This is a genomic window from Ketobacter alkanivorans (assembly GCF_002863865.1).
Classification (GTDB): Bacteria; Pseudomonadota; Gammaproteobacteria; order Pseudomonadales; family Ketobacteraceae; genus Ketobacter; species Ketobacter alkanivorans.
In genome coordinates this window covers 1,825,459-1,850,037 of record NZ_CP022684.1, presented here as the reverse complement: position 1 = coordinate 1,850,037, position 24,579 = coordinate 1,825,459, and the positions used below count along the sequence as shown (strand labels likewise).

Annotated in this window: 20 protein-coding genes; 8 read left to right on the top strand and 12 right to left on the bottom strand. The window is 51.2% G+C overall.

Features of this window, described 5'->3' with window-relative positions:
- Positions 1 to 17: 17 nt before the first annotated feature.
- The 4 genes from Kalk_RS07965 to Kalk_RS07950 all read right to left on the bottom strand — a co-directional run bounded on the left by Kalk_RS07965 (position 18) and on the right by Kalk_RS07950 (position 4,555).
- Entirely contained in the window at positions 18 to 1,175 is a 1,158-nt protein-coding gene (locus Kalk_RS07965) for an iron-containing alcohol dehydrogenase (RefSeq protein WP_101893690.1), read from the bottom strand.
- Between the two features lie 135 nt (positions 1,176 to 1,310).
- A complete protein-coding gene (locus Kalk_RS07960; protein ID WP_101893689.1) occupies positions 1,311 to 1,790 on the bottom strand; it encodes a hypothetical protein in 480 nt (159 codons plus the stop codon).
- Positions 1,791 to 1,959: 169 nt separating this feature from the next.
- On the bottom strand, positions 1,960 to 2,805 hold the full coding sequence (locus Kalk_RS07955) for an SDR family NAD(P)-dependent oxidoreductase (protein WP_158643372.1): 846 nt from the start codon (positions 2,803 to 2,805) through the stop codon (positions 1,960 to 1,962).
- A gap of 28 nt (positions 2,806 to 2,833) precedes the next feature.
- Positions 2,834 to 4,555: an FAD-binding protein gene (locus Kalk_RS07950; protein ID WP_101893687.1), complete on the bottom strand. Its 1,722-nt coding sequence runs from the start codon at positions 4,553 to 4,555 to the stop codon at positions 2,834 to 2,836.
- 140 nt (positions 4,556 to 4,695) lie between these two features.
- Here Kalk_RS07950 and Kalk_RS07945 point away from each other — a divergent pair, with 140 nt between their 5' ends.
- Both Kalk_RS07945 and Kalk_RS07940 read left to right on the top strand, forming a co-directional pair.
- The gene (locus Kalk_RS07945) at positions 4,696 to 6,354 is read left to right on the top strand and encodes an AMP-binding protein (protein ID WP_101893686.1); all 1,659 of its coding nucleotides are present in this window, start codon (positions 4,696 to 4,698) and stop codon (positions 6,352 to 6,354) included.
- A gap of 284 nt (positions 6,355 to 6,638) precedes the next feature.
- Entirely contained in the window at positions 6,639 to 9,230 is a 2,592-nt protein-coding gene (locus Kalk_RS07940; protein WP_101893685.1) for a hypothetical protein, read from the top strand.
- A gap of 90 nt (positions 9,231 to 9,320) precedes the next feature.
- Here the strand turns inward: Kalk_RS07940 and Kalk_RS07935 are convergent, their stop codons facing one another.
- Positions 9,321 to 10,475 (bottom strand): aminotransferase class V-fold PLP-dependent enzyme, encoded by a 1,155-nt coding sequence (locus tag Kalk_RS07935; protein WP_407656809.1) that lies wholly within the window; start codon positions 10,473 to 10,475, stop codon positions 9,321 to 9,323.
- 215 nt (positions 10,476 to 10,690) lie between these two features.
- On the opposite strand from Kalk_RS07935, the gene Kalk_RS07930 reads away from it, so the two are divergent.
- On the top strand, positions 10,691 to 12,160 hold the full coding sequence (locus tag Kalk_RS07930) for a methyl-accepting chemotaxis protein (protein ID WP_158643371.1): 1,470 nt from the start codon (positions 10,691 to 10,693) through the stop codon (positions 12,158 to 12,160).
- Between the two features lie 3 nt (positions 12,161 to 12,163).
- Here Kalk_RS07930 and Kalk_RS07925 read toward each other — a convergent pair whose 3' ends face one another.
- Together Kalk_RS07925 and Kalk_RS07920 are read right to left on the bottom strand one after the other, a co-directional pair.
- Positions 12,164 to 12,559 carry a nuclear transport factor 2 family protein gene (locus tag Kalk_RS07925; protein ID WP_101893682.1) on the bottom strand — a complete coding sequence of 132 codons (396 nt, stop codon included), beginning with the start codon at positions 12,557 to 12,559 and terminating at the stop codon, positions 12,164 to 12,166.
- 31 nt (positions 12,560 to 12,590) lie between these two features.
- Entirely contained in the window at positions 12,591 to 13,982 is a 1,392-nt protein-coding gene (locus Kalk_RS07920; RefSeq protein ID WP_101893681.1) for an FAD-binding oxidoreductase, read from the bottom strand.
- A 177-nt stretch (positions 13,983 to 14,159) separates the two neighbouring features.
- Here Kalk_RS07920 and Kalk_RS07915 point away from each other — a divergent pair, with 177 nt between their 5' ends.
- The 5 genes from Kalk_RS07915 (at position 14,160) to pyk (ending at position 20,053) form a co-directional block, all read left to right on the top strand.
- Positions 14,160 to 15,050 (top strand): NmrA/HSCARG family protein, encoded by an 891-nt coding sequence (locus tag Kalk_RS07915; protein ID WP_101893680.1) that lies wholly within the window; start codon positions 14,160 to 14,162, stop codon positions 15,048 to 15,050.
- Positions 15,051 to 15,052: 2 nt separating this feature from the next.
- Complete coding sequence (locus Kalk_RS07910; RefSeq protein WP_101893679.1) at positions 15,053 to 15,499, top strand: SRPBCC family protein; 447 nt, start codon at positions 15,053 to 15,055, stop codon at positions 15,497 to 15,499.
- A gap of 38 nt (positions 15,500 to 15,537) precedes the next feature.
- A complete protein-coding gene (locus Kalk_RS07905; RefSeq protein WP_101893678.1) occupies positions 15,538 to 17,124 on the top strand; it encodes a fatty acid--CoA ligase in 1,587 nt (528 codons plus the stop codon).
- Between the two features lie 144 nt (positions 17,125 to 17,268).
- Positions 17,269 to 18,510, top strand: a complete 1,242-nt coding sequence (locus Kalk_RS07900; RefSeq protein WP_158643370.1) for an oxygenase MpaB family protein — start codon at positions 17,269 to 17,271, stop codon at positions 18,508 to 18,510.
- A 94-nt stretch (positions 18,511 to 18,604) separates the two neighbouring features.
- Positions 18,605 to 20,053 (top strand): pyruvate kinase, encoded by a 1,449-nt coding sequence (gene pyk / locus Kalk_RS07895; RefSeq protein ID WP_101893676.1) that lies wholly within the window; start codon positions 18,605 to 18,607, stop codon positions 20,051 to 20,053.
- A 26-nt stretch (positions 20,054 to 20,079) separates the two neighbouring features.
- On the opposite strand, the gene Kalk_RS07890 is transcribed toward pyk, so the two are convergent.
- From Kalk_RS07890 to Kalk_RS07870, 5 genes are all read right to left on the bottom strand, one after another.
- Complete coding sequence (locus tag Kalk_RS07890; protein WP_101893675.1) at positions 20,080 to 20,664, bottom strand: HupE/UreJ family protein; 585 nt, start codon at positions 20,662 to 20,664, stop codon at positions 20,080 to 20,082.
- A 119-nt stretch (positions 20,665 to 20,783) separates the two neighbouring features.
- Positions 20,784 to 22,067 (bottom strand): acetyl-CoA hydrolase/transferase family protein, encoded by a 1,284-nt coding sequence (locus tag Kalk_RS07885; protein ID WP_101893674.1) that lies wholly within the window; start codon positions 22,065 to 22,067, stop codon positions 20,784 to 20,786.
- Between the two features lie 40 nt (positions 22,068 to 22,107).
- A complete protein-coding gene (locus Kalk_RS07880; RefSeq protein WP_158643369.1) occupies positions 22,108 to 22,551 on the bottom strand; it encodes a DUF2834 domain-containing protein in 444 nt (147 codons plus the stop codon).
- Between the two features lie 160 nt (positions 22,552 to 22,711).
- Positions 22,712 to 23,272, bottom strand: coding sequence for an NnrU family protein (locus Kalk_RS07875; RefSeq protein ID WP_158643368.1), 561 nt, complete (start codon positions 23,270 to 23,272; stop codon positions 22,712 to 22,714).
- A 47-nt stretch (positions 23,273 to 23,319) separates the two neighbouring features.
- Entirely contained in the window at positions 23,320 to 24,465 is a 1,146-nt protein-coding gene (locus Kalk_RS07870; protein ID WP_101893671.1) for a helix-turn-helix transcriptional regulator, read from the bottom strand.
- Positions 24,466 to 24,579: the final 114 nt, after the last annotated feature.

Sequence of the window (24,579 nt, the reverse complement as noted above, 5' to 3'; positions counted from 1 at the left end):
TAGGATTGTATTGGTCGCTATAAGCAAGCTTCCAAAATCTGTTGGCTCGCCTCTGGGGTAATGTCGCGATGCTCCCCCAGTTTTTTCATGCCGTGCGCTTCGAGTTGTGCGATTAATGGCGCGATGGTATCGTGCTGTAATTGGTAATCGCCCAGGCGTGTCCGTACACCCAATGATTCAAAAAATTCACGGGTTTTGCTGATGGCAGCGCTGATGCGTTGTTCCTCAGTGCCATCATTAATGCCCCAGACCCGGGAGCCATATTGCAGCAGCTTTTTACCCTTGGCTTCGCGTTGGTGCTCCAATACTGCAGGCAGCACGATGGCCAGGGTTTGTGCATGGTCTAAACCGTAAAGGGCTGTGATCTCGTGCCCAATCATATGGGTGGCCCAATCCTGAGGTACACCTGCGCCGATCAGTCCATTGAGGGCAAGTGACGCAACCCACATCAGGTTGGCCCTTACATCGTAGTCGTCTGGCTTTTTCAGGGCGTCGGGGCCGATTTCAATCAGGGTTTGCAGCAGGCCTTCGGCAAAGCGATCCTGTACGCGGGCGTTGACAGGGTACGTAAGGTATTGTTCAACGATATGCACGAATGCATCAACGACGCCATTGGCTACCTGGCGTTCCGGCAAGGTGTAGCTTTTGGTTGGGTCCAGCACGGAAAACTGCGGGAACAGCAGCTTACTGCGGAAAGGCAATTTCGCATGGATTGACTGTCGGGTGACCACTCCACCATTGTTCATCTCTGAACCGGTGGCGGGCAGTGTCAGTACTGTACCAAATGGCAGGGCGCTCTTGATCTTGGCGCCGTTGGTGGTGAGTATTTCCCAGGGATCGCTGTCGTAGCAGGCGGCTGCCGCAACGAATTTGGTGCCGTCGATGACAGATCCGCCGCCTACCGCCAGCAGAAAATCCACGCCCTCGTTGCGCACCACTTCTACCGCCTTGCTTAGGGTTTCAAAGGTGGGGTTGGGTTCAATACCACCAAATTGGAGCGCATCTCGATCACCCAGACCAGCTTTCACTTCGGCAAGTGTTCCGGTGCGTTCAGCGCTGCTGCCACCGTAGAGAATCAATGGCCGTGCGTTCGCTGGCACCAGTTTGTCCAGATCCTTGATACGGCCTTCGCCAAAGCAGATTCGGGTAGGGTTATAGAAATCGAAATTCAACATGGGGGCATTCTCCTTGGGTATGCGTTAACTTGTATCACAATTTTCAGTAATGCATGGATAGCAAGCAGCCGATTTTGCCCGATGTCTATGTTCGTTGGCCGATGTTGCCCCCCCACTGGTGGATGCTCGGGAGTGTTAGCGGCGTTTTACGATGTCCGCCCATGTGCGTTGGGCTGGGCCTTGAACAGCAGGAGCAGGAGCAGGCTCAACTGGCGCGGGTGCCGGTGCCACCGCCGCAGGTACGGGGGCAGGGATATGGGCAGCTACGCGGTAAGTGTTAGCGGGGAATCCGATATCGAAAGGGTTGTCATAGTCATGGCCAGAACAACGTGCAGCCGCGCATAGGTCGAAACCACCGGTGTTGTTGCGTTTGAAACGGTAAAGATAGCGCGTGCCGCTTAAAGCAGTGCCACTGCCCCCGGCTGCGATACATACATACTCCCCTCCGGTGTGGCGATTGAACTGATGCAGGTTGTATTTCAGCGTGGAATCCGCAGAACGATCGGTTGCTCTGCACTGTCGCCAGTTCCCTTTAATGGTTTCCAGATGGCCGTGATTGATCGCTTTCCAGTCGCTGGGCCATACCGCTTGAAATCCGTCATTTTCTCCGCACATAGTGTCCGATTCCTTGTTGATGTGATGAGTGAGAGCTTTATACGTCCACGTGTTTTGCTAACTTATACTGTCACAAAGGAATACTGGGGGACAATTATATTCAGTCAGATGTCAGAGAATGCTTGGTTGAATAATGATCAGGGCAGGCCGATGCTGGTTTTGCAGTTTGTCAGCGCTTTGCACTGAACATTTTACGCCAGATGTTTTGAACGTGTTGCCTTGGTAACAGCCTGTGCAGCCAGGGTAGCGGTGCTACGCCCGGACCGATCAGGTAGCTGGTTTTCAATGTAGGGGCCGTAATGACTTTTTGGTATACCTGATCGGCGAAATGTTGCGGCGAGTAGAGTTTAAAATTATCTGCAACAGCGCTGGCACCGTCTAAAAAATATTGTCGATATTCACTGCGCAAGGGCTCGGGTATGGAGTGCCATTGTTTGTCACTCACATCCGGGCCCAGCTCTGTCATGGGGGTTTCCACGCCACCGGGCTCCAGTGAGGTGACTTCCACTCCAAACGGAGCCATTTCCATTCTCAAATGCAGGGTAAGGGATTTCAGCGCCGATTTTGAAACAGGGTAAGAAGATCCCATGGGAATAGTCAGGTAAACCGAGGCCGAGGTAGTGTTGATGATGCGTCCCTGGGCGTTGCGCAGCAGAGGCATCAACGTCTTGCACATTTGCAGTGGTGCCCAGAAATTTGCCTCGAATGTTTTGCGGTAATCATCCAGATCAGCTGCCTCGATGACGCCAGAGTTCCCTGCGTAAGCGGCGTTGTTGATCAGCAGGTCAAGTTGCTCGTGGTTTTCTCTGGCGATTACGTCTCTGGCATGGTTGATATGTTGTGGGTCGGTGACATCACATTGCAATGGATAGATGTTCTCTTTTCCATACCAGCTGGACAGGGTCGGATCGGTGCTACGGTAGCCCGCGAAAACGCGCCAGCCCTCTTGCTGTAATTTGTTTACAAGTCCTTCGCCGATGCCGCTTGCTGCACCGGTAACAAAGGCTGTTTTCATGGCGTGTTGGCTCATCCTGGTGATGGGCTCAAGCAGGTTGCGATTGTTGGGTTGTTTTAGGCGTAACCGTGAGGATGTCTCGCCCTTGGGCAAGGCGGGCGGCATTGGCTCCGGCGCGCCGACCAGAAAATACGCCGTCAGCGATAGAGAGCCCACTGACATACGCGTTAGAAGCGACGCCGATGGCGCTGCGACCGGCGGCGAACAGGCCTCTAATATGGGCACCATTTTGATCCACCACACAGCCGGTTTCCTCGCATACTTTCAGGCCACCTAACGAGATCACGGAGGTTATATCGCCTTTGCCTGCGGACATGTTAATGGCGTAGAACGGCCCTTGCTTTATTTCTCTCATGTCGGCAGGCTTTTTGCCAAACGGATCATTCTGATCACCGCGCGCTGCCGCATTATAGTCATCAATAGTGGCCCTGAGAGCGGCTGGCTCGATCTTCATGCGCTGTGCCAGAGCCTCCAGGGTTTCGGCTGATTTTGCCATGCGTACAGCACCTTTGGCCTGGAGCCAGGTGACAAAACGGGAGGTTTTAAGATTGAGATTGGCGATGCTGGCATCGAATAGAGGTTTATCCATAATCAGGATGCACTCGCCGTTGTTTTCAGCCATCATCCTGGTGCCAATAACGGCACCGTACATGGCCTCATTCACATAGCGCTGGCCTTTGAGATTGACCAAGGCTGCCTTAGGCCAGTCGGCAGGAGGATTGATAAAGCGCCAGGCAGTGGCGGTACCCAGGCGCTCAGCAACGCCCCCTGCGCTGACTCCCAGAGCGATGCCAGAGCCAGTATCACCGGTTGTGCCCAACTTCAAAGCGCGCTGAAAATTAGGCAGATACTTTTCGGTCATCTCTTTATTGAGAATGAAACCTCCGGCGGAGAGGATGACGCCACCCTTGGCACGCAAGTGAATCGGTTTGGCGCAGTGCCGTTCTATGGCGAACAGTTTTTTACGGTAGCCCTTGGCAGCAGGCGCAAAATAGATTTGCGCGTAGGAGGCGAGGGTAGAGAGTATCTTATGCTTGAAGCCTGTCCAGCCGCCCGGCACCTGCATGGCTTCTACGCCAATGATAGTGCCCTCGCTGTTTTGGATGAGCCGTGTTACGCGGGCTTTGCGAATGGGGGTGACGCCCTTCTTGATCGCGCTTTTGATCAGTGGTGCGATGAAGGCGGGGCCGAAAGCGGTAAAGCGCTTGATGCCATCGGCCAAGTGGCCGCGGGGTGCCGGTTTGGCATCATCGGTATAGATTAGCTCATTGCCGGAATAATAAAGGCTGTGACCGTGTACGGGATAACTGGTTTTGTTGGGAAACAGCTTGCCGCTGTAGCGGGTGCCATTATCTGTAACGAAGTCATAATTGCTTGGGCTGTCTTCGCAAAACTTGCGCAGGGTTGCTTCACTGACGGCATCTTTAACTTCGTGGCGCAAACAGTTGAACATATTGTCTGGCGTGTCTTCTACGCCGAGTTTCTTTTGCAGGGCTGTGCCGCCACCGGCATACATCACGCTGCCGCTGCGGGCGGTAGTGCCGCCACCTTCAAAACGGTCAATAAAGGCAACGCTGGCGCCCCGGTCTGCGGCCTCAATGGCGGCGCTGACTCCGGCGGCACCCAGGCCTACCACCAATACATCGAAGGCACTGTGCCACTGGAGGCTGTTTTCCTCGGCAATCAGGGCCGGTTCTACGCCGGTGCCCGGTAGCTGGTGCAGTTGGGTTGCAGTGGTTTCACTTGCCATTGATCTAGCCTTCGTTATTGTTGTGGAGGGCCTCAGCCAAGCAGAGGCAGAGCCCTTGGCGGTTGCGCCAGTTTACCATTATGCTACTATATTGCAAAAATAATTGCATAATTGGCAGTCATAGGGAATCATGGCTGTGAATGACTCATAACAACAACGCATACCAATACCGTGAGGTGCCCGTGAATAAGCTCGATTTGACCGATAATCGCAATCGTATCCTGCCGAAGATGCTGGCCATGCAGGCTGAGCAAGCGGGTAATGCGGAATACCTGATCACGGATGAGCGTAGGCTCACCTTTGCGCAGGTGGATGAGGAATCTAATCGCATAGCGGCGGGCTTGCGCCTGCTGGGGGTGGAACGCGGTGATCGGGTTTGTTTCTATCTGGACAGCGGTATTGAGACTGTACTGTTGGCCATGGCCACTAACAAACTGGGTGCCATTTGGGTGCCAATCAATGCTGATTATAAAGGCTCCTGGCTCAGCGAAACCATCGAACGCAGCCGTGCCAAGGTGTTGGTAACGGAAGTCAGCATGCAGGATCGCGTGCAAGCAGTTCAGGATTCTCTCCACGGTGAAAAGCTGGTGGTGTTGGGCCCCGATGAGCAGATTACCCTGCCCGGTGCTATCAGCTTTGCCGCGCTGGAAGATCATGAACCGATTACACCTAACTATGATGACATGGATTATGGCGATACCTGTGCAGTGCTGTGGACTTCGGGCACTACTGGCAAATCCAAAGGTGTACTGCAGAGCCACAACTGTTGGGTACGCCCTATCGCGCAGGCCGCTTCCATTTATTTTAATTCCCGCGATGGGGATGTCATCTATAACGTATTGCCGTTATATAACTCCGGTGCCTGGATAACGGCAGTGATTAGAGCTTTGTATGAAGGCCTGCCGGTGGTGCTTGAAAAACGCTTTTCGGTAACGACCTTTTGGGATCGCATCCGTCACTTTGGTGCTACCCAGACATTTACACTTGGCGCAATGCACCACTTTTTATGGAATGCGCCACCTAGCGACAACGACAGAGATAACCCATTGCGCATTGCCCAGATGGTGCCCATGCCAGAGCAGCTGTTAAAACCGTTCTCGGAACGCTTTGATGTTGAGTTGCTGCCCATGGGGTTAGGTCAGAGTGAAGCCATGTTGATATTCACGCCAGTGAATTGCATGGGCAAAGTACCCTTCAGTTCCTTGGGATTACCATTGGATGATACTGAGGTTGTACTGTTGGGTGATGATGGCAACCCTGTGAAGGATGGTGAGGTGGGTGAAATCTGTATGAAGTGCCTGCAGCCAAACTTAATCTTTAACGGATATTTTGATGATGCTGATGCAACCGCGGAAGCGTTCAAAGATGGTTGGTATCACACCGGCGACATGGGCAAGCGAGACCCTGAGAGCGGTGCTTATTGGTTTGTGGATCGCAAGAAAGATGCATTGCGTTATGCTGGGCGAAATATATCCACAATGGAAGTGGAAATGGTATTGCGTAGGCACCCTATGGTGAAGGATGTGGCTGCTTTTGGCATTCCATCAGAAGATGTGAAAGGAGAGTCGCTATTGAAGCTTAACGTGGTGCTAAAACCGGATGCGAACATCACCTACGAGCAAATGGCGGAGTATATCAATGATAATGCGCCCTACTATTTTGTGCCGCAGTACATGGAATTCGTAGAGGCACTGCCCTACACCCCTACGAATAAAGTGCAGAAATTCAAGTTGCGTGAGGAAGGGGTGACAGATAAGGCCTGGGTGTTGAAAGAATCTGGCTACAAGGTGAAGCGTTGATATTTGCGGCCGTGTCATGGCAGTAATATAAAGAAAAAGCAGCGTCAATTTTCGGGGATTGAACCGAAATTGACGCTAGACTCTCGTTGTAGATGTAAGTTCCTTGTTACCCCTCCCGAATTGTATTGTCAATAGCTGAAAGTATACCTCTAAATAATTTCATGCCTTTTATACTCGAACGGATTCAATGGGATCATCTCATTGGTTAACCATCCGCTCGGCGCTCAATTTCTTATTACAAAATACAATATTCGCTGAGCACAGGGAATCAGAAAGGGACATCTATGAAATTCAAACAGCTTATACCCGCTGTGCTTGGTGCAGTGATTAGCGTTCAGGCGTTTGCTGTCACGCATATTGATATCGACAGCGATACCGAAACCGCTCTGCAGGTGGGCGCTTATGGCATTGCAGGATTTGCTCCGCCTCCGTTAAATTCAATTGGTCTTGCTCTGATCACAAAATTCTGGAATGTGGATGATGGAGGCTACGATGTTGAGCAGGCAATTAATCAGCTTAATGGAAGGCTCGATACTATACAGAGTAATCAGGCTACCATTCTTGATGCAATAGTACAGTTGAGATCAGATATACGCAGCGATTTCGAAATCTATTTTTCAAATCGTGATCATGCAACTGTAATAGGCACGATGAATTACGTGATTGATCGCATGGAGATAAATTACACCAATGCGAAAAATTCCGGAGCCGACTCCTATGATTTGTTGATGGAGCTGGAGGGCTTGGAGCAGATGCTGTCGCAGTCATTGAACTGGTATCTGCAAATCACCACCACATCCGATGCTCACAAAATGGCAGCGTTAGCTGATTTTATTGCAATGGCCGAATTGCATTTGATGATTATTCAGGAAGGCATTCAAATATACAGCACTGATTATCTGCCATGTGACGTGAGCCGGCCTGTGTGTACTCAAAAATCTGTCGAGCTAGAGACGCTCATTAATAACTATCACGATTCTGTAGACCGTTATGCCGAATATCTCTATAGGCACACTATCGATTTCAAAGTAACGAATCTAAGCAATATCGGTGGGATCTACGAGCGTGAAGATTACTATACGTACAATATACCGTATTGTTATTCGTTATATCTTGGCGCTTATTATTGTCAGGATAATATATATACTGTTTATACAGGGGATTGGTTGTATCAAGTAAAAGATCATAGAACCGGTGCATGGATTTTCAACAAGTATTTGGCGGGCAGGAATCGTTCCTACGTGGAACGTGAGATTGTGAACTACAAAAATAACCGTGCCGCGTCCATTACAGAGCAACTCCAAGCAGAAATCTATCCTCTGATTGATAATCTTATTTCATCCAAACATCAATTTCAGTATGTGGACGGAGTTGTGGCGCAGAACTGCGCTGTACTGTATTCCGCGCCAGAGTTTGATGATGGTCAGAACTATAGCGTAATCTGCGACAATCAGTCGCTTGATAGCATCACTTCCAGCACTGGGTTGTCGAATGTGTCTTCAGTGCAGCTGGGACAGGATGTAGTGGTTGAGTTATTCAGTGATGACGAATGCGAAGGTTTTACCCCGGGCGCTTTTTATAGAGATAACCGAGGGAATGATCGCTATTACGAATTGTCTGATTATGCTTTTGATGGTGTTGCTCGATCTGCCAGGATGGAGGTGTACACTGATGAAAACTTTATCGTTAGCAGCTGGACTGCGTACCCCTTCAATCAAAATGCCCGCGATATAGGAGGATCTAACGGCAAGTGTGCGATAGCTGATCCCTATGTATTTGGGCAGGTAGTCTCCAATAACGGTCGCGACCCTGGTGCTCTGAAGATTGTTGACAGTTACGGTGTGTTTGAAGCTTTCTTTAAAGAGGATACATCGCAGGATTCGGAGGTGGATCATATAAATGAGACTGTAGACTTTATACTGTTTGACGGTTTCAATGATGTGATGCGTCCGGTTAGAACAGATAGCGGTGATACCTATAAGCACTTTGCTGAGGTGGGATCTGTGCAGGCCGATGACGAGTTGGTGCGAGTTAACCTTAAGTCAGATTATGTTAACCCGGTCATATTTCTACAAACTACCACCTATAATGGATCAGATTCGTTTTATACCGAAATTCTCAATATTGGAAAAAACCGATTCGATGTAAGGGTGCGGGAGCTGGAGAATCATGATGGCCCCCATGTGGTAGAGACGATTAATTATCTTGTGGTGGAGCAGGGCACCTATCCACTGGCCAACGGTAAGGAGTTGCATGTTGGCACGATTGACATTGCCAGGCCACTGAATAAGCTGGCCAGTGATTACACCACTATTCATCACAATTATGGTGCGTATCAGGTTATCTCTCACGTGCAACGGCTTAATCGCTCACGTTTGGTGTTGGGGGAGTCAAGCCCATATGTTAATCATGCGTCTTACAATGTGATTACCGATTCCTATGATGTGTTGGCCACGCGCATTGGCAACAAACAGTCTCAGGCCTTTGATCTGGGTTTGATCACTCAGGAGGCAGCCATGACATCTGGTCGTACGGTTCGAGCCAATGTGGGTTACTTGATTGTCGGTGAACGTCAGCAGAACTATTTGCAATCTATGACGGAAGATGACGTGCTTGGCAATTTTACACGTTTGCCCATTACTAACTCTTGGCACCCCGGTGTGATCGAGAGCACGGGCAGCGGCTTGCAGTGGCGAAACGAGGCTGGTGTCAGTTGGGCGCTAACACCTGATTTTGAAAATGGTGTGCTCTTAACGGGGCCGGATTGTCCGTACTTTAATAATGCCAGTGGCAATGGTAAATCATTCATTCTGGTGATCGAGAATAATCAGGTAACAGGCTTCACTTTTCAGGGTGAGCTTTACTCCCGTGATTAAATAGAACCAGGCAAGACACCATTAAAGTGATGCCTGCTGGCGACTTTAATGGTGCCCTGCCCATTGGGTAGGGATGGTTATGAGGCAGGCTTATTTGGCTTCAATTGTTTTTAAGGCCGCCTCAAGATTGTTTACGGTACGTTCGATGTTCTGCAGTTTATCCAGGCCAAACAAGCCGATACGGAAGGTTCGGAAATCGGCAGGCTCATCACATTGTAATGGTACGCCAGCTGCAACCTGTAAGCCCAATTCAAGAAACGGTTTGCCTGTTTGCATGGCAGCATCACCGGTGTAAAACACAGCGACACCTGGAGCGCCAAAGCCATCGGCTGCCACGCTTTTAATGCCGTGTTCTGCGAACAGAGCACGCACGCGGTCGCCCAGCTCCTGCTGCTGCTTACATACAAGATCAAAGCCCAGGGCTTCGGTTTCTTTCATGGTGTCGCGGAATTTCTTCAGGGCATCGGTAGGCATGGTGGCATGATAGGCGTGGCCACCGTTTTCGTAGGCTTCCATGATCTGCAACCATTTTTTCAAATCACACGCAAAGCTACTGCTTTGGGTGTCATCTATTCGGCTCCGAGCCTCTGGGCTTAGCATGACCAATGCGCTACAGGGAGAAGAGCTCCAGCCCTTTTGGGGCGCTGAGATCAGTACATCGACATTGCATTCCTTCATGTCTACCCAGATGGTGCCGGAGGCAATACAATCCAGTACGAACAGGCCGCCAACCTTGTGTACCGCTTCGCCTACTGCCTTGATGTAGTCATTGGGCAGGATGATGCCAGAGGAGGTTTCCACGTGAGGGGCAAACACCATATCCGGTTTTTCGGTGAGGATGGTGTTTACAACTTCATCAATTGCTGCCGGTGCAAAGGGTGATTCGGGCGTGTTGCTGATGGTGCGGGCTTTTAATACGTTACAGCTGGCCGGGATCTTGCCGGCGTCAAAGATCTGGGTCCAGCGGAAGCTGAACCAGCCGTTACGCAATACCATGCACTTTTTGTCGTGGGCAAATTGGCGGGCTACTGCCTCCATGCCATAGGTGCCGCCGCCGGGCACCACCACGACGGCTTCAGCGTTGTAGACGCCCTTTAAGGTATCGGATATATCACGCATCACCTGCTGAAACTGCTGAGACATGTGATTGAGAGATCGGTCGGTAAATACAACGGAATATTCCAGTAGGCCGTTGGGGTCTAGGTCGGGCAACAATCCGGGCACGGGTGTCTCCTTGGTACTCATGGGTTTGTCTGAATTTACTGAGGGCGAAGCTTCTCACAAAATCGCCCGCGTATAAACGTTCAGTAGGGTTCATAGCCGGGTGCCGCTGGCCCTGCAGCTTGGAAACCCTCTACTATAATCAGGTACATGTACTGAATACTAACGTAATGGGTTGGAGCCTTGATTCGCTATCTAATTGATTTACCGTTGAAATATAAATTCTGGTTGCTCATGGCGTGAGCTTTGTGGGTATGCTGGTTCTGGTATTGTTCGCGCTACTGGATCAGCGCATTGATGCATTGGCGCAGGCACGGTTGCAGGCCGCAACCACCTTGCAATTAGTGCAGGTTCATCCGCAGAGTGCGCAAGGTATGACAGGCTTGTTTCAGGTGGTGGGGGGCGAGGCCCAATGGATGGACAGCCATCGCAGCAGCACTGCTCTACAGCTGCGTTGGGGAGCGGTAAAGCCCGGCAGCAATGGGTTCAGTGACGTTGTTTCGAGCGATGGGTTTGCCAGTCGTTGGTGGCATGATGTGTTCGCAAGTGATGATCTGCGTTATCTGGCCTACAGCGGTACTGCGCAGGAGGCAGTGGGCATGGCGCTGGTAATGCCCTCCCTGCTGGACGTTGCGTTAAGTAAACTCTGGTATTACGGTGTGGCCGTATTCCTGTTGATGATGGTGGTGCTGTTTTGTTCGCAAATGCTGATTCAGTTTGTTTCCAAGCCGATGCAGGCGTTGCGGGATACCATGCGCCAAGTGCAACAGAATGGGGATCTTCGAGTAAAGGTGGAATCACGATCCGGTGATGAAGTCGGCGAGATGACAGAAGCGTTCAATAACATGGTGCAGGATCTGGCTCGTATCGTAACGGAGATCCGTTCAGCTGCGATGACTATGGATGTCATGTCCAAGAACCTGGTCAAAGAAGTGGATGGCAATGCGCGCAGCATAGAGGTACAAAAAAGTGAAGCCACGCAATTGGTGGAAGCCATCAGTTACATGGTGGCGAATAATCAGCATGTACACAGTAATGCTTCGGATAATACTCAGCGTTCATTAAGTTCTGTCAGTGTGGCAAAAGAAGGCAATGTGCAGGTGGAGTCGGTAGTGGAATCCATCACCCGGCTGGCGGCGGACATTCGTGATGGGGCGGATGTTGTGCAGCAGCTGGCGAAGGAAACCGGTGCCATCAGTTCGGCTCTTGATGTGATTAACTCTATTGCCGAGCAAACCAATCTACTGGCGTTGAATGCGGCTATCGAAGCGGCGCGGGCTGGGGAGCAGGGGCGTGGTTTTGCAGTTGTAGCGGACGAAGTGCGTAACTTGGCTAAGCGTGTTCAGGAATCTACGGAGGAAATCAAAGCGATGTTACAGCGCCTGGAGCACAGTTCTAAAGCTGCGGTAGAGGTTATGAATGCGCGCTCTGATGAGGCGCGGAAATGTGTGGATCAGGCCGATAACGCAGGCAAGTTGATCCACGAAATTGCCAGCAACGTGCAGGCGATGAATGATGCTAATGGCCAGATCGCCCATCGAATCAACGAGCAAACAGACACCGTCACCGGGGTGAATCGCAGCGTCACTATGCTTAGCGAAGAGATGGATGCGGTTTCAGAGAGCGTGAAACGCAATGCCGGGGCTGCTCAGATTCTGGCAGAGTTATCCAGCCGTATGACAAAGGTGATTGCCCATCTTAAATTGTAATGCTCAGAACAGTCTCTTAACCAAGCGAACCAGGGCACCGAACACAGGTAGCTTTTCGTAGACTCCTTCTGCAGCATCCCAGTAATCCACATGACTTTTAACTCGGCCATCGTCGGCGAATGTCATCAAGCTGCCGCCGTGGATGCATTGAGCTTTACCCATGATTTTGAAGTGGAAATCCCAAGTGATGAAGGCCTTTTGGTCTTGCTGTATGCGTTCCAGAATCACAAAGCGCAGATCCTGAAGTTTTAGCATATCGGTGAACAGGGCATGAAGTTGTTCACGGTTGTGTGCTTCGTTGAACGGGTCACGGAAGTAACAGTCTTCCGTGTAGAAGTCCTGCATCTTTTGCAGTGAACCAGCATTGAAGTTTTGAAACCAGTCGAGTAGTGCGTCCATATAGAGTTCCACGTCAGGTTGAGCGATTGCGTTAGAATATTTTACCCGGATTGAGCAAATTTAAAGGATCGAACGTTTGTTTGATGCCCTTCATGATGGTTATAGTCGATTCGCCTTTTTCTTGCTGCAGATAGTGCTTTTTTCCCAGGCCGATTCCATGTTCACCTGTGCAGGTGCCTCCTGCCGCCAGGGCCCGTTGGATGAGTCGCTGGTTTATATCCAGTGCTTGCCGGAGCAGGGTGTGGTTGTCGGGTGGGATACTAAACAGCAAGTGAAAGTTACCGTCACCAACATGCCCTACTATGGGAATGTCGAGGCCTTGGTCGCTAAGATCTTGCCGTGTATCTTCAATGCATTGTGCCAGATGTGAGATGGGCACACAGACATCAGTTACCCATCCTTGTCCGTTGGGAACCTGTGCCAGAGCGGCATAATATGCATTATGACGGGCATGCCACATCCGCTTTTTATCGGCTTCTGTGCTGGCCCAGGCGAAATCGCTACCACCGTACTCCTGGCATATGTATTGTGCCTGCTGTGCGTGTTCCTGGGTGCTGGTAGAGCTACCATGAAATTCTATGAATAAAGTAGGCTGTTGTGGATACTGGCTGCCACAATATTGGTTCACGGCTTTTAGCGCGAATTCGTCCAGCAACTCCAGGCGCGCTACCGGAAGCCCGTGTTGCATCATGTCCATTACGCTGCTTACGGCTTGATGCACAGAGGGAAACTGAATCCGTGCGGCAAGTACATGTTCTGGAATGCCGTATAATTTGAGACGAATTTCAGTGATCAGAGCTAGAGTGCCCTCAGAGCCTATAATCAACTCTGTCAGGTTGTAGCCGGCACTAGATTTGCGGGCGGCAGTGCCGGTAACGATGGGTTCTCCGTTGGCCAGTACGGCATTCAGTGAAAGCACGTTGTGTTTCATACCGCCATAGCGCACGGTGGTCGTGCCGGAGGCGCCGGTGGCTACCATGCCTCCCAGTGTTGCGTTGGCCCCTGGGTCCACTGGAAAGAATAAACCTTTATCCCGCAGATGAAGATTGAGTTGTTCGCGGGTCACCCCTGGTTCCACTGCGCAATTCAGATCGGCTTCGTTTACTTCAATGATTCGATTCATCTGAGAAAAATCGATACATAAACCTCCAGCAACGCATTGAAGCTGACCTTCTACACTGGTGCCTGCGCCGAAAGCAGTCATCGGTGTTCGATGTTGATGGCAAAGCCGTGCAATTTCAGTCAGTTCGTCTGCAGAGTTCACGTAGGCAATGGCTGCGGGGGGTGCTGGTTGATGGTGGCTTTCACCATGGCCGTGTTGCAGCAGCACAGTATGGTGAGTGCAAAGGCGCTGACCCAGCAGAATGTTCAGGGCATCCAGTAACGAAGGGGCGAGAGGTTGAGGCTGGATCTGTGTAGTCATACTGGGCCCGTCACGATAGTTCTAGCGCATCATAACCCAGAGATCAGGCATTTTCTCGTTACCGCTTTTCTCGTCGAGCTTTCGTTGATATGATTTGACCAGTCAGTCAGAACCTGATGGTTCTTTGTTTTTGGTGGAATTCATTTTTATTTCAATAGGTTATCGTCGAGGCATCCTATGGCACAACGTATTTTGGTGACTGGGGCAACCGGCGCTCAGGGTGGTGCGCTGATTCCCTTGTTGCTGCAAAAAGGCTTTGCGGTGCGGGCGTTAACCCGCGATTCGACGAAAGCTGCTGCGCGAACCCTGCTGGATAATGGTGTGGAGGTGGTTACCGGTGATCTGGATGATGAGGCGTCGCTCGATCGCGCCTGCGCTGGTTGTTATGGTGTTTTCTCGGTGCAGAATTTCTGGGAGAAAGGTGTTGGTCATGACCGGGAGGTGGAGCAGGGGTGCAAGCTGGCGCGTGCGGCCAAGCAAGCCGGCGTACAGCATTTTGTGCAAACATCAGTAGTCAATTGTGATCAGGCCGAGGGGGTGTTGCATTTCGAAAGCAAATATAAGATCGAGCAATACATTGATTCCCTGCAGTTGCCCCGCACGTTTTTACGTGAAGTGTTTTTTATGGAAAATTTCACGCAGCCGGTGATGACCTCGGGTGCTAAAAAGGATATTGATCCATTTTGGGTGTTGCCCACCATAATTGGTTTGTTGGACAAAGATACTGGGTTCCACATGATTTCTGTAGAGGATATTGCCTGGTTTGCAGCGGATATCTTTGCACACCCGGAACTGTACTTGGATAAAGAGTTGGATGTGGCAGGGGATGTACTCACCGCAGCCCAGTTGAAGGCAGTGTTTCGCAAAGTCACGGGGCGTAGTTTACTGCCGACCTCTCGGTTTCTGACACGCCTTATGGTGCGCTTGATCAACCCTGAATCTGCCCGTCAGTTCCGCTGGAACAATCAACAGGGCTGGCACTTTGATATCGCACCTCTGCGTCAGCGTAATTCAGCGCTAACCAGTTTTGAAGGGTTCTTGCGTAAACATTACGAGGAGGCGGTGTAACGATGGAAGAAGTAACTGTTCGACAAACATTCCCCCACGCTGCGGCAAAAGTCTGGCAGATCACGGGGGATTTCGGTGGTTTAAAAAACTGGCTGCCGGGAGTGGTGAGTTGCACGGTTCAGGGTGAAGGTGCCCGTGATCAGGGCGGCAATGCCCTGCGAGTAGTGCAGTTGTTGGATGGCAGTGTTGCTAGGGAATCATTGGAAAGCTTTGATGCGACACGGATGCATTATGTTTACGCAATAAAGGAAGCCAAGGGTTTTAGTCCAGAACAACAGTTTTCTGCCAGCTTTCAGGTGTCACCTCTAGCGCCCGATGGCTGTGAAGTCATTTGGATTGCTCGTTTCAGTGTGCCGGGCGATCTATCTCAAGAAAAAATCGATAAAGCCCGGCAGCGGGTTGTTCAGATGTATCAGTTCTTCCTTGGCCATTTGGCCACGGTGCTTTAGCCGCTATCGGCACTATTTGTTCTTTGAGGGAAACCAACATGCCTTACTATCCGCAAATACAAACACTGGGCGATATTGCCCGTTATCATGGTAGCCACCGGCCCGATGCCACGGCATTCGTTTTTCAGGATCGTGTTACTGATTATGCGACTTACAACCGCTATACCAACCAAATAGCCAATGGCCTGATCGCCGAGGGCCTGAAGCCGCAAGCGCGTATAGCCGTAATGGGAAAAAACTCCGATTGGTACTATGAGTTACTGGTTGGTTGTGCCAAAGCTGACATGGTGACTGTTGGAATAAACTGGCGTTTGGCACCGCCGGAAGTGTCTTATATTCTCAACGATGCAGAGGCTTCTGTATTGTTTCTGGCGCGTGAGTTTCTGCCTTTATATGAGCAGATCAAGGGCGATCTCACTTGTGTTAAGAAAGTAATTCTGTTGGAAGACAGCGATGATGCTCTCCCTTGTTTTGCGCAGTGGCGTGATGCACAACCTGATACCGATCCCGATGTAGAGGTTAAGCCGGAAGACGTTGCCGTGCAGATGTACACCAGCGGTACAACGGGGCACCCTAAAGGGGTTATGGTATCCCACCGGGCATTTTATGCGGCCAATGAGGTTTTGGATCGCTCCGGTGAGCCGGAAGAAGAGTGGTCCACCTGGACCGATCAAGATGTCAGCCTCAATATTATGCCTAACTTCCACATTGGTGGAACCGGCTGGGCCTTGATTGGCTTGTATGCCGGGGCCAAGAATGTGGTGCTTGGCGAATTTACACCTGCAGGGTGTTTGCAGGCGATTCGGGATTATGGCATCAGTAAGTTGTTTATTGTGCCTGCAGCCATGCAGTTTGTACTGGCGGATCCTTCTTGTGCCACCACTGACTTTTCTGCCCTCAAGTACATTGTCTATGGAGCTTCCCCTATTCCACTGCCGTTGCTTAAGCAGGCTATGGAAGTATTCCAGTGTGGGTTTATTCAGCTTTACGGTATGACCGAGACTATTGGTTACGGAACCTATCTGCCAGCGGAGGATCATGACCCGAATGGCAACCCGCGCATGCGCTCGGCAGGAAAAACCCGCCCTGGTATTGAGGTGGCGATCAAAGATGCGGAGGGCCGAACGGTTCCTAATGGTACCATTGGAGAAATCTGCATCAGCTCACCGTCCAATATGTTGGGTTATTGGAAACGTCCCCAAGCCACTCAGGCAACGCTGATTGATGGTTGGGTTCATACCGGAGACGCTGGTTACAAGGATGCTGACGGTTATGTATTTGTGCAGGATCGCATCAAGGACATGATCGTTTCCGGCGGTGAGAACGTATACCCGGCAGAGGTGGAGAGCGCCTTGTTTGGATTGCCGGGTATTGCCGATGTAGCGGTGATCGGAGTGCCCGATGACAAATGGGGTGAGGCTGTTAAAGCGTGCGTGGTGTTGAAGCCTCAGGTGCAGCTGAGCCCTGAGGAGATCATTGCCTTCGCCAAGGAGCAGATCGCCAGTTACAAGGTGCCTAAATCCATCGATTTTCTGGAAATGCTGCCTCGTAACCCCTCTGGCAAAATTCTCAAACGGGAGCTAAGGGCGCCTTATTGGGCAGGCCGGGAGCGGCAGGTCAACTGAGACATCGCTATACATCTTGTATCATGGGTGATGCCTTGCTAAGCTGTGAGAACTGGCGGGTTCTGTTTGGGCTCGTCAGCTCTGCCTGCTTCTAATAAACGATACACGCTAATAACAATGAACCTACCGCTGCGAGGGAACTCCATGAACATGAGCGTCAGCCATCATATTCGCCATCTTACCCGAGTGGGAGATCCCAATCGCCCAGCCTTGAAATCCATGCGAAGGGTGTTTCGCCTGCTGTATGGCTCCGACCCTCATCCAACACCGGGGCAGATGGCGGACATCAAACGCCATATGCTGATGGGGGATCGGTTGGCGGATGCCGTGGTCGAGATGTATAAAGATTTGCCCGTGGGTCAGGGCCGAAAGTTGGTGGATCAGGCGCTGGAGCACGGCATCGACAGTATCGATAACCCACCGCAGGCGTTGATTGCATTGTTTGAGCAGGTAGACGATGAACCCATCTGGCTGGACCACGATAAACTTCGGTTAGCCTGTGATGTGTCCCGCCGCGTGGGGCCTTCCGGTGAGCTGGTGTTGCGCAATCTAGCGCTTATGGGGGGCTACTTAGGGGCTGCGGCGGCTAAGCCGCTGGTGTTCACTGGTCAGCTGGATCGTATGACGCCACGGCGCTTGGTAGAAACCGGAAAATTCTGGATGGACGTCACCACCGTTGGAGGCCTTGGTCGTAAGCAGGAAGGTTTCAAAAGTGCAGTGCGTGTACGTATCATGCACGCGCAGGTCAGAAAGATGCTGCTTGATTCCGGCAAATGGAATATGGAGTGGGGTCATCCGCTTAACCAGTGGGACAGTATGGCTACCATTCTTGAGTTCTCGTCAATTTTCCTCACAGGCCTTCGTTCCATCGGGTTCATCTTCTCCAAGAAAGAGCGAGAGGCGGTGATTCATTTGTGGCGCTATATCGGCTTTTTAATGGGGGTGGAAGAACGGATTCTACCAGCGAGTGAAGCAGATTCCATGCGCGCCCTATATCAAGTGGTGGCCACCATTTGCGATCCAGATGAGGATACCAAAGTGCTTGGTTTGTCGCTTGCCAATGCGCCGACCAACATCGATGGCGATCGCTGGTGGGAGAAACAGTTGGGCCAGCTGGAACGTACTTTACGTGTTGGCTATACGCGATTTATTCTCGGTGACAAAGCCGGTGATGAGTTGGGATTGCCAAAAACCGCCGCCAAATATTTCTGGCCCGCACAGGCTCCGCTGCGTTTTGGCAGTGAGCTGGTGCGGTTATCTGTGCCTGGTGCTACACAATTGCTGGTGAAATTCAATGAACGCGTGGCGCGCCAGCAGTTCCCACAAAAAGTTAAGCAAACCCAGGCCGATACAACCTTTACGCCGGTATCTGCGTTGGCCCGTTAGTATTTCTTGCAGCGATTATAAGTGCATCGGATTTTCTAAATGGCGCGGAATGCGATAGATTGTGTCATTAGCCAGTAAAAGAAAGGGGATGTAAATGGTTCGTCGCACCAAAATCGTTGCTACTGTGGGGCCGGCCTGCGATAGCGAGGCCATGCTGAAGAGTTTGATTGAGTGCGGGGTCAATGTATTTCGCCTCAACTTTTCACATGGATCGGCACAGCACCATATGGAAGTAGGCGAGCGTATTCGTAAGGTCTCCAGTGAAATTGGCACCAGCGTGGCGACACTGGTGGATCTGCAAGGCCCCAAAATCCGTATTGCCCGTTTTCAAGCAGGCGAGATCACGCTTAAAAACGGTGCATCCTTTATTCTCGATGCCGAAATGGATGAGTCTGCCGGTGATCAGCACGCCGTAGGTTTAGCGTATAAAGAACTGCCCAATGACTGCATGGCTGGCGATACTTTGTTGTTAAATGACGGGTTGATTGAGTTGTTGGTTGAACGGGTAGAGGGCAGCGCCGTGCATTGTCGCGTGGTGTTGGGTGGCGTGCTGAGTGATAAGAAGGGCCTCAATCGCAAAGGTGGTGGACTCACTGCGAAGGCACTCACCGATAAGGATATCGAGGATATTCGAACCGCAGCCGAAATGGATGTGGATTATGTCGCGCTTTCTTTCCCGCGGGATGCCGCCGATGTAGAAGAAGCCCGTAATCTATATCGCAGTGCTGGCGGTAATGGTGGCATCGTCGCCAAGATAGAGCGGGCCGAAGCGGTTGCAGATGATGCGACACTGGACGCCATAATCCTGGCTTCTGATGGTGTCATGGTGGCGCGGGGTGATTTGGCTGTGGAAATCGGTGACGCTGAGTTGGTGGGCGTGCAGAAACATATCACCTGGCGCGCCCGGCACCTGAATCGATTTGTGATCACCGCAACCCAGATGATGGAATCCATGATTAATAACCCGCAACCGACGCGGGCCGAGATCTCGGACGTAGCTAACGCGGTGTTGGATGGCACGGATGCGGTAATGTTGTCGGCTGAAACGGCAACGGGTCAGTTCCCCGAGGCAACCGTGCAGGCTATGCATCGGATCATCATGGGTGCCGAGCGCTCTCCTCAGATGCGTGATTTGTTCAAGCAGGATGATCATGCCCCGGTTAAAATCGACGAATCCATTGCCGCAGCTGCCATGTACGTGGCCAATCGCTTGCCCGGTGTGAAGGCCATCATTGCCATGACTGAAACCGGTGCTACGCCCATGATGATGTCCCGCATTCGTTCCGGCTTACCCATATTTGCCTTCACACCCCATGCTGCTTGTCAGCGCAGGCTGGCGGTGTACCGAGGGATAAGAACCGTCAATTTTGATAGCGCGAGCATTCCCCCGATCAAGGTGAATCAGCAGGTGGTGGATGCACTGGTTGAGCAGAGCGTATTGGTGAATGGCGATAAAGTTATATTGACCAAAGGCGATTTTGTGAACGTCAATGGTGGCACCAACACGCTGAAAATTGTTGAGGTGGGGCGAGAAATTCTATAGTTGTATGTGGCGTTGCATAACGCTGGCTAGAGTGAAGCCAGCGTTAGACCGCTTACAAATATGCCAGCACCGGCAACACGGTTTACCAATGTAGCATTATGTGTGCTGATCTTAGCGTAACAGATGAGCGCGCTGGACTGAATCAGCAGGCTGGCCAGCAAAAATCCGGAAACGTAAGAGAAAGCCGATGCGCCCGCCGGTATCTCTGCGCCGTGTGCCTGACCATGCAGTAATGCAAAGAGACTGATTACAACAGTGCTAATTGTGGCAGAAAGAGTCGCAGAAGCACTGATCATCAAACCTAAAATCATCACCGAAGCCAGAATCCCCGCTTCAACTTGTGGTACGACCATGCCCGCCAAGCCTGCCGTTGCACCTACTAGCATAAAAGTCAAAAATGCTGCCGGTATCAACACGCGAGCTTTTCCTGATTGGCGGGCAGCTACTATGCCAACGGCTAACAACGCCAGCAGGTGATCAAGCCCTGCGAATGGATGTAAAACTCCGCTGACAAAACCGCTGATGGCGTGTTCGCCGTTATGGGCAAAAGCGGCAGAGGAGGCTAAAAGTATGGTTGGAATGATCACTTGCTTGAACAGTTTGGCTAGCATGGGGCGTGGCTCCTTTGGAATCAAAAGCGTTGATGGTATGAGCCTAATTAATCTGCGGCCTTGATACAACCGATAATAACGCACCGCTTTCGTTCGCTATGGGTGATGATGGTGCAATTTCAAATGTTCAGGTGCCAGTGTTCATATGCCTGACGACTCAAGGTTTCACGAAAATCAGGGTGAGCAATACCGATGAGTGCTCGGGCTCGTTCGCGCAGGGATTTCCCTCGCAGATTTGCTACACCGAATTCAGTCACTACATGATGCACGCTGCCTCGGGGGGTGACGACTCCTGACCCCAGTGCCAGTACGGGAACGATGCGTGAATACTTGCCGCTTGCGGCGGTTGATGGAAACGCCAGAATTGATCGGCCATGTTCTGAAAGGCTGGAGCCCAGTACAAAATCCAGCTGGCCGCCAACCCCTGAGTAAATATGGGTGCCCAGTGAGTCTGAGCACACCTGGCCCGACAGATCCACCTGCAACGCGCTATTGATGCTCACCATATTGGGGTTTCGGCAAATTGTCTCGATGCTGTTGATGTACTCAATATCCAGAAACGCCACCTCTGAATTATCATCAACAAATTCGTAGAGCTTGCGGCTGCCCAGTACAAACCCTGTTACCAGTTTGCCTCGATGTTTACGTTTTCGGCTGTTATCAATCACGCCTGCTTCACACAGGGGGATCACCCCATCGGAAAACATCTCAGTATGAATGCCCAAGTGTTGATGTTGATCCAGGCAGGCCAGGGTTGCGTCCGGGATATCACCGATACCCATTTGTAAACAGTCGCCATTTTCGATAAGGCTTGCCACCTGTTCGCCGATCTGACGGTTAACTTCACTCAGAATTGAGGGGCTGTGTTCGGGCAATGGTAGATCCTGCTCGTAAGCGACATCGATCTGATTCAAGTGAATAAAGGCATCGCCATGGGTGCGCGGCATTTGTGGATTGATATGCGCGATGACAAGGTCGGCGACTTCGCATGCCGCGCGAGTGGCTTCAACCGATACCCCGAGAGAGCAGATACCATGTTTGTCGGGTGGTGCTACCTGAATCAGCACTACATCAATGCGTTGCTCGCCTCTGCGAAACAGGCGCGGAATTTCCGACAGGGATATGGGGATGTAATCTGCTTTACCTTCTTGTATCAACTGCCGATTGTACTGGCTCGCAAAATAGGCTTTGGGGGCGATGTGTCCGCCATCAACCGCTCTTGCCAACCCTTCGGCGTGTTCCAGATGCAGTTGATACAAGGCAATATTGCTGTGTTGCAGGGCGTGTTCCGCCAGAGCATCCAGTAAAACCCATGGAGTTGCCGCCATGGAGTGAACCCACACATTATGATTGGACTGGATGCCTGCAACTGCGTTCAGTGCTGAGGTAACGTACTGGGTCATCTCATCTACCTGTGTGCGATATGTGGAAATTTTATGTAAATTACTTCAAATATAGCCAAACACCGGTTGCTACTGTCACCGCGCCCAGGGCCAGCAAACCCAGCACATCATAGGTCTTGAGTGCGACATTTGTGTTGCTGCTGATCGCAGCCAGATGTTTTTCTCGCATGGCCAGGAACAAGGGGAATCCGAAGCTGATACCAATGAAAGTACCTATGGCTACGTAAACCCAAACGAATTTCATTTGAAGTCGTCGGCTTTCAATGACCATCCAAATGTTACCAACCAGGGCAAAGAACAGTATATCTACCGCCAGGAACGTACTGGCCGGGTTGGCATTGAACAATGCGTCTTTCCAGAACAGGATATTGGCATCAACGATGCCTTTGCCCATATAGCTGCCCAGATGAACCCAAGTTAACACCAGTGCCATCACACCCAGTGCCAGATACAGGTAGAACAGTTTGCCAGTTGCTTGTTGCATGTTATGTAGCCTTACCAGGTGAATGTAGTTGGAAGTAGGTGAGGAGCTTGTCCACAACCGTGAGATGCTGTAAGGCATTCTGAGCCAAAGCATACTCTAGATCAAATGGATGCAGGCTTATGCGCAGGGGGCGGTGTGGGTCAGATTGATGACAGGCAGGTTAGCCCAGTTTGATGCCTGATAAGTAAGGGTGTACAAATATCAGGCCTGAGAACAGCGCAGCCCCCAGCGCGAGCACAATCAAATCGTACAATAGTCCGCTGGGTGGTGGTTTTATCCACGGCCCTTCCCGCCGATTGATCAGCGCGATCTCCACGATCGACCACAGCAGTAAACCGCCGAACAGGGTGACGGAGCGGGAATCACCGTTGGCAAGAAGGTGGGCCAGTGCCCAAAAAGCGACACCCGTCAGTTGCGGATGGCGGATGATTCTTTTGATCCGAGTTGGAAGCTTGGCCGCAACGAATAACACGGCGGCAAATGCCATGATGCCAATGGTGGTGCGATCTATAGTGTCAGAGAGGGTGTACAGATAGATAGGCAACGAATGCCGCCAACCCATTACCATCAGTACAACCGCTCCGATAATCAGGAGTGAAAAGCTGCCTTTATAGCCGTATGGCCCCAGCGCCTGAAGCCATTTGGCTTTCAAGCCGGGTGCAGCGGCGGGGATCAGGTGAACAGCTGACCAGATAACCAGTCCAAGAACGATCAGTACCACAATGCTGTCCTTTGTCGGATGAATGGAGCTTATTTAGGTAGCTTAGGTTATTGCGCCGACGCCAGGCTAGTCAACACCAGTGTTACCAGCATGGATTGCTGGGTTACGCCCATCTTTACGAACATGGAGCGTAAGTGGGCCCGTACGGTATTTTTCTTGATGTCCAGTTCGGTGGCTACTTCATCGGTGGTATGGCCTTCTGCCAGCAGAATCGCGATGGTGGCTTCGGACATGGTGAGCTGATACAAATCCATTAGCGTACGTACGGATATCTCCAGGTTTTTTTCAGGGTCCTGAATCAAGATGGTCACATAGGGAGTCACATCCGATTCGTCGTGGTGAGCCACTGGCATGGGTTTGATTAATAACTGATAGGGTTGCTTGCCATTGTCACGGGGCACCGAAAACGCGTAGACCTGGGCTCGCTCATTGCGGCGTACCAAATCGATGGCCTCGTGGATCTGCTTGTTGAAGGATTCGTTTAAGGAGCTGTTGTTGAGCTTGATGCGATTCTGGGCCTGGTGGAAACCATCAGAGCTTTTGAGGAATTGCTCGGCCTTGGTATTGGATTGCAGAATGTTGCCTTGCTTGTCTAACGTGAAGATACCAATGGATCTGCGTGAGATGGAGTCAGCGTAGATTTGCCGCTCCGAATCCAATTGTCGCAGTTGAATCCCAAGGGCGACTGATTGCTCCAGGTGGGGGATCAACAGGCGCAGAAAGGCTTTTTCTTCTTCGGTAAAGTTGCCTTGCTTCTTCTCCCGGGTGAAACGAATGGATATGCGGGAGTTTTTGTCATACTGCCAATCGATACCAGCGATGTAGTAGATATTAAAAGGCTTCAGGAACAGATCATAATAATCGCTTTTCAGCAGTTGCGCCCGCGGCGTGTGCTCATCCAGGGTAACCACTTCTTTCAGCGGTAGATTGACGAGAGGGTCCTGCGTGTAGAGGCTGGTATAGCTGCCTTCTTCGCTGCCCATAAGGGCGATATCGCCTTCGGTACCACTGGTGTATATCAGGCCTGCGTCATGGGCAGTAGGGGGGCGCACAATCAGGGTGGCGTGTTGCAAGTTCATCAGCCGCTTGAGCTGAGTCAAAAAATGTTTGTTGGTGGGCAGAGATGACGTTGCGGAGCCGTACAATGCACAAAGCAAGTCAGACAGGGCAACATTGTCGATGTTCAGGGGCATGGGCACATCTCAATCATGCTTGCTGTGGCAAGTCTTATCGTTTTGGGAGCCTAGAATTCATTGTAAACCCGATACTACCTGATTTACTTCTAAACTCCCAAAACTTTCCCGACT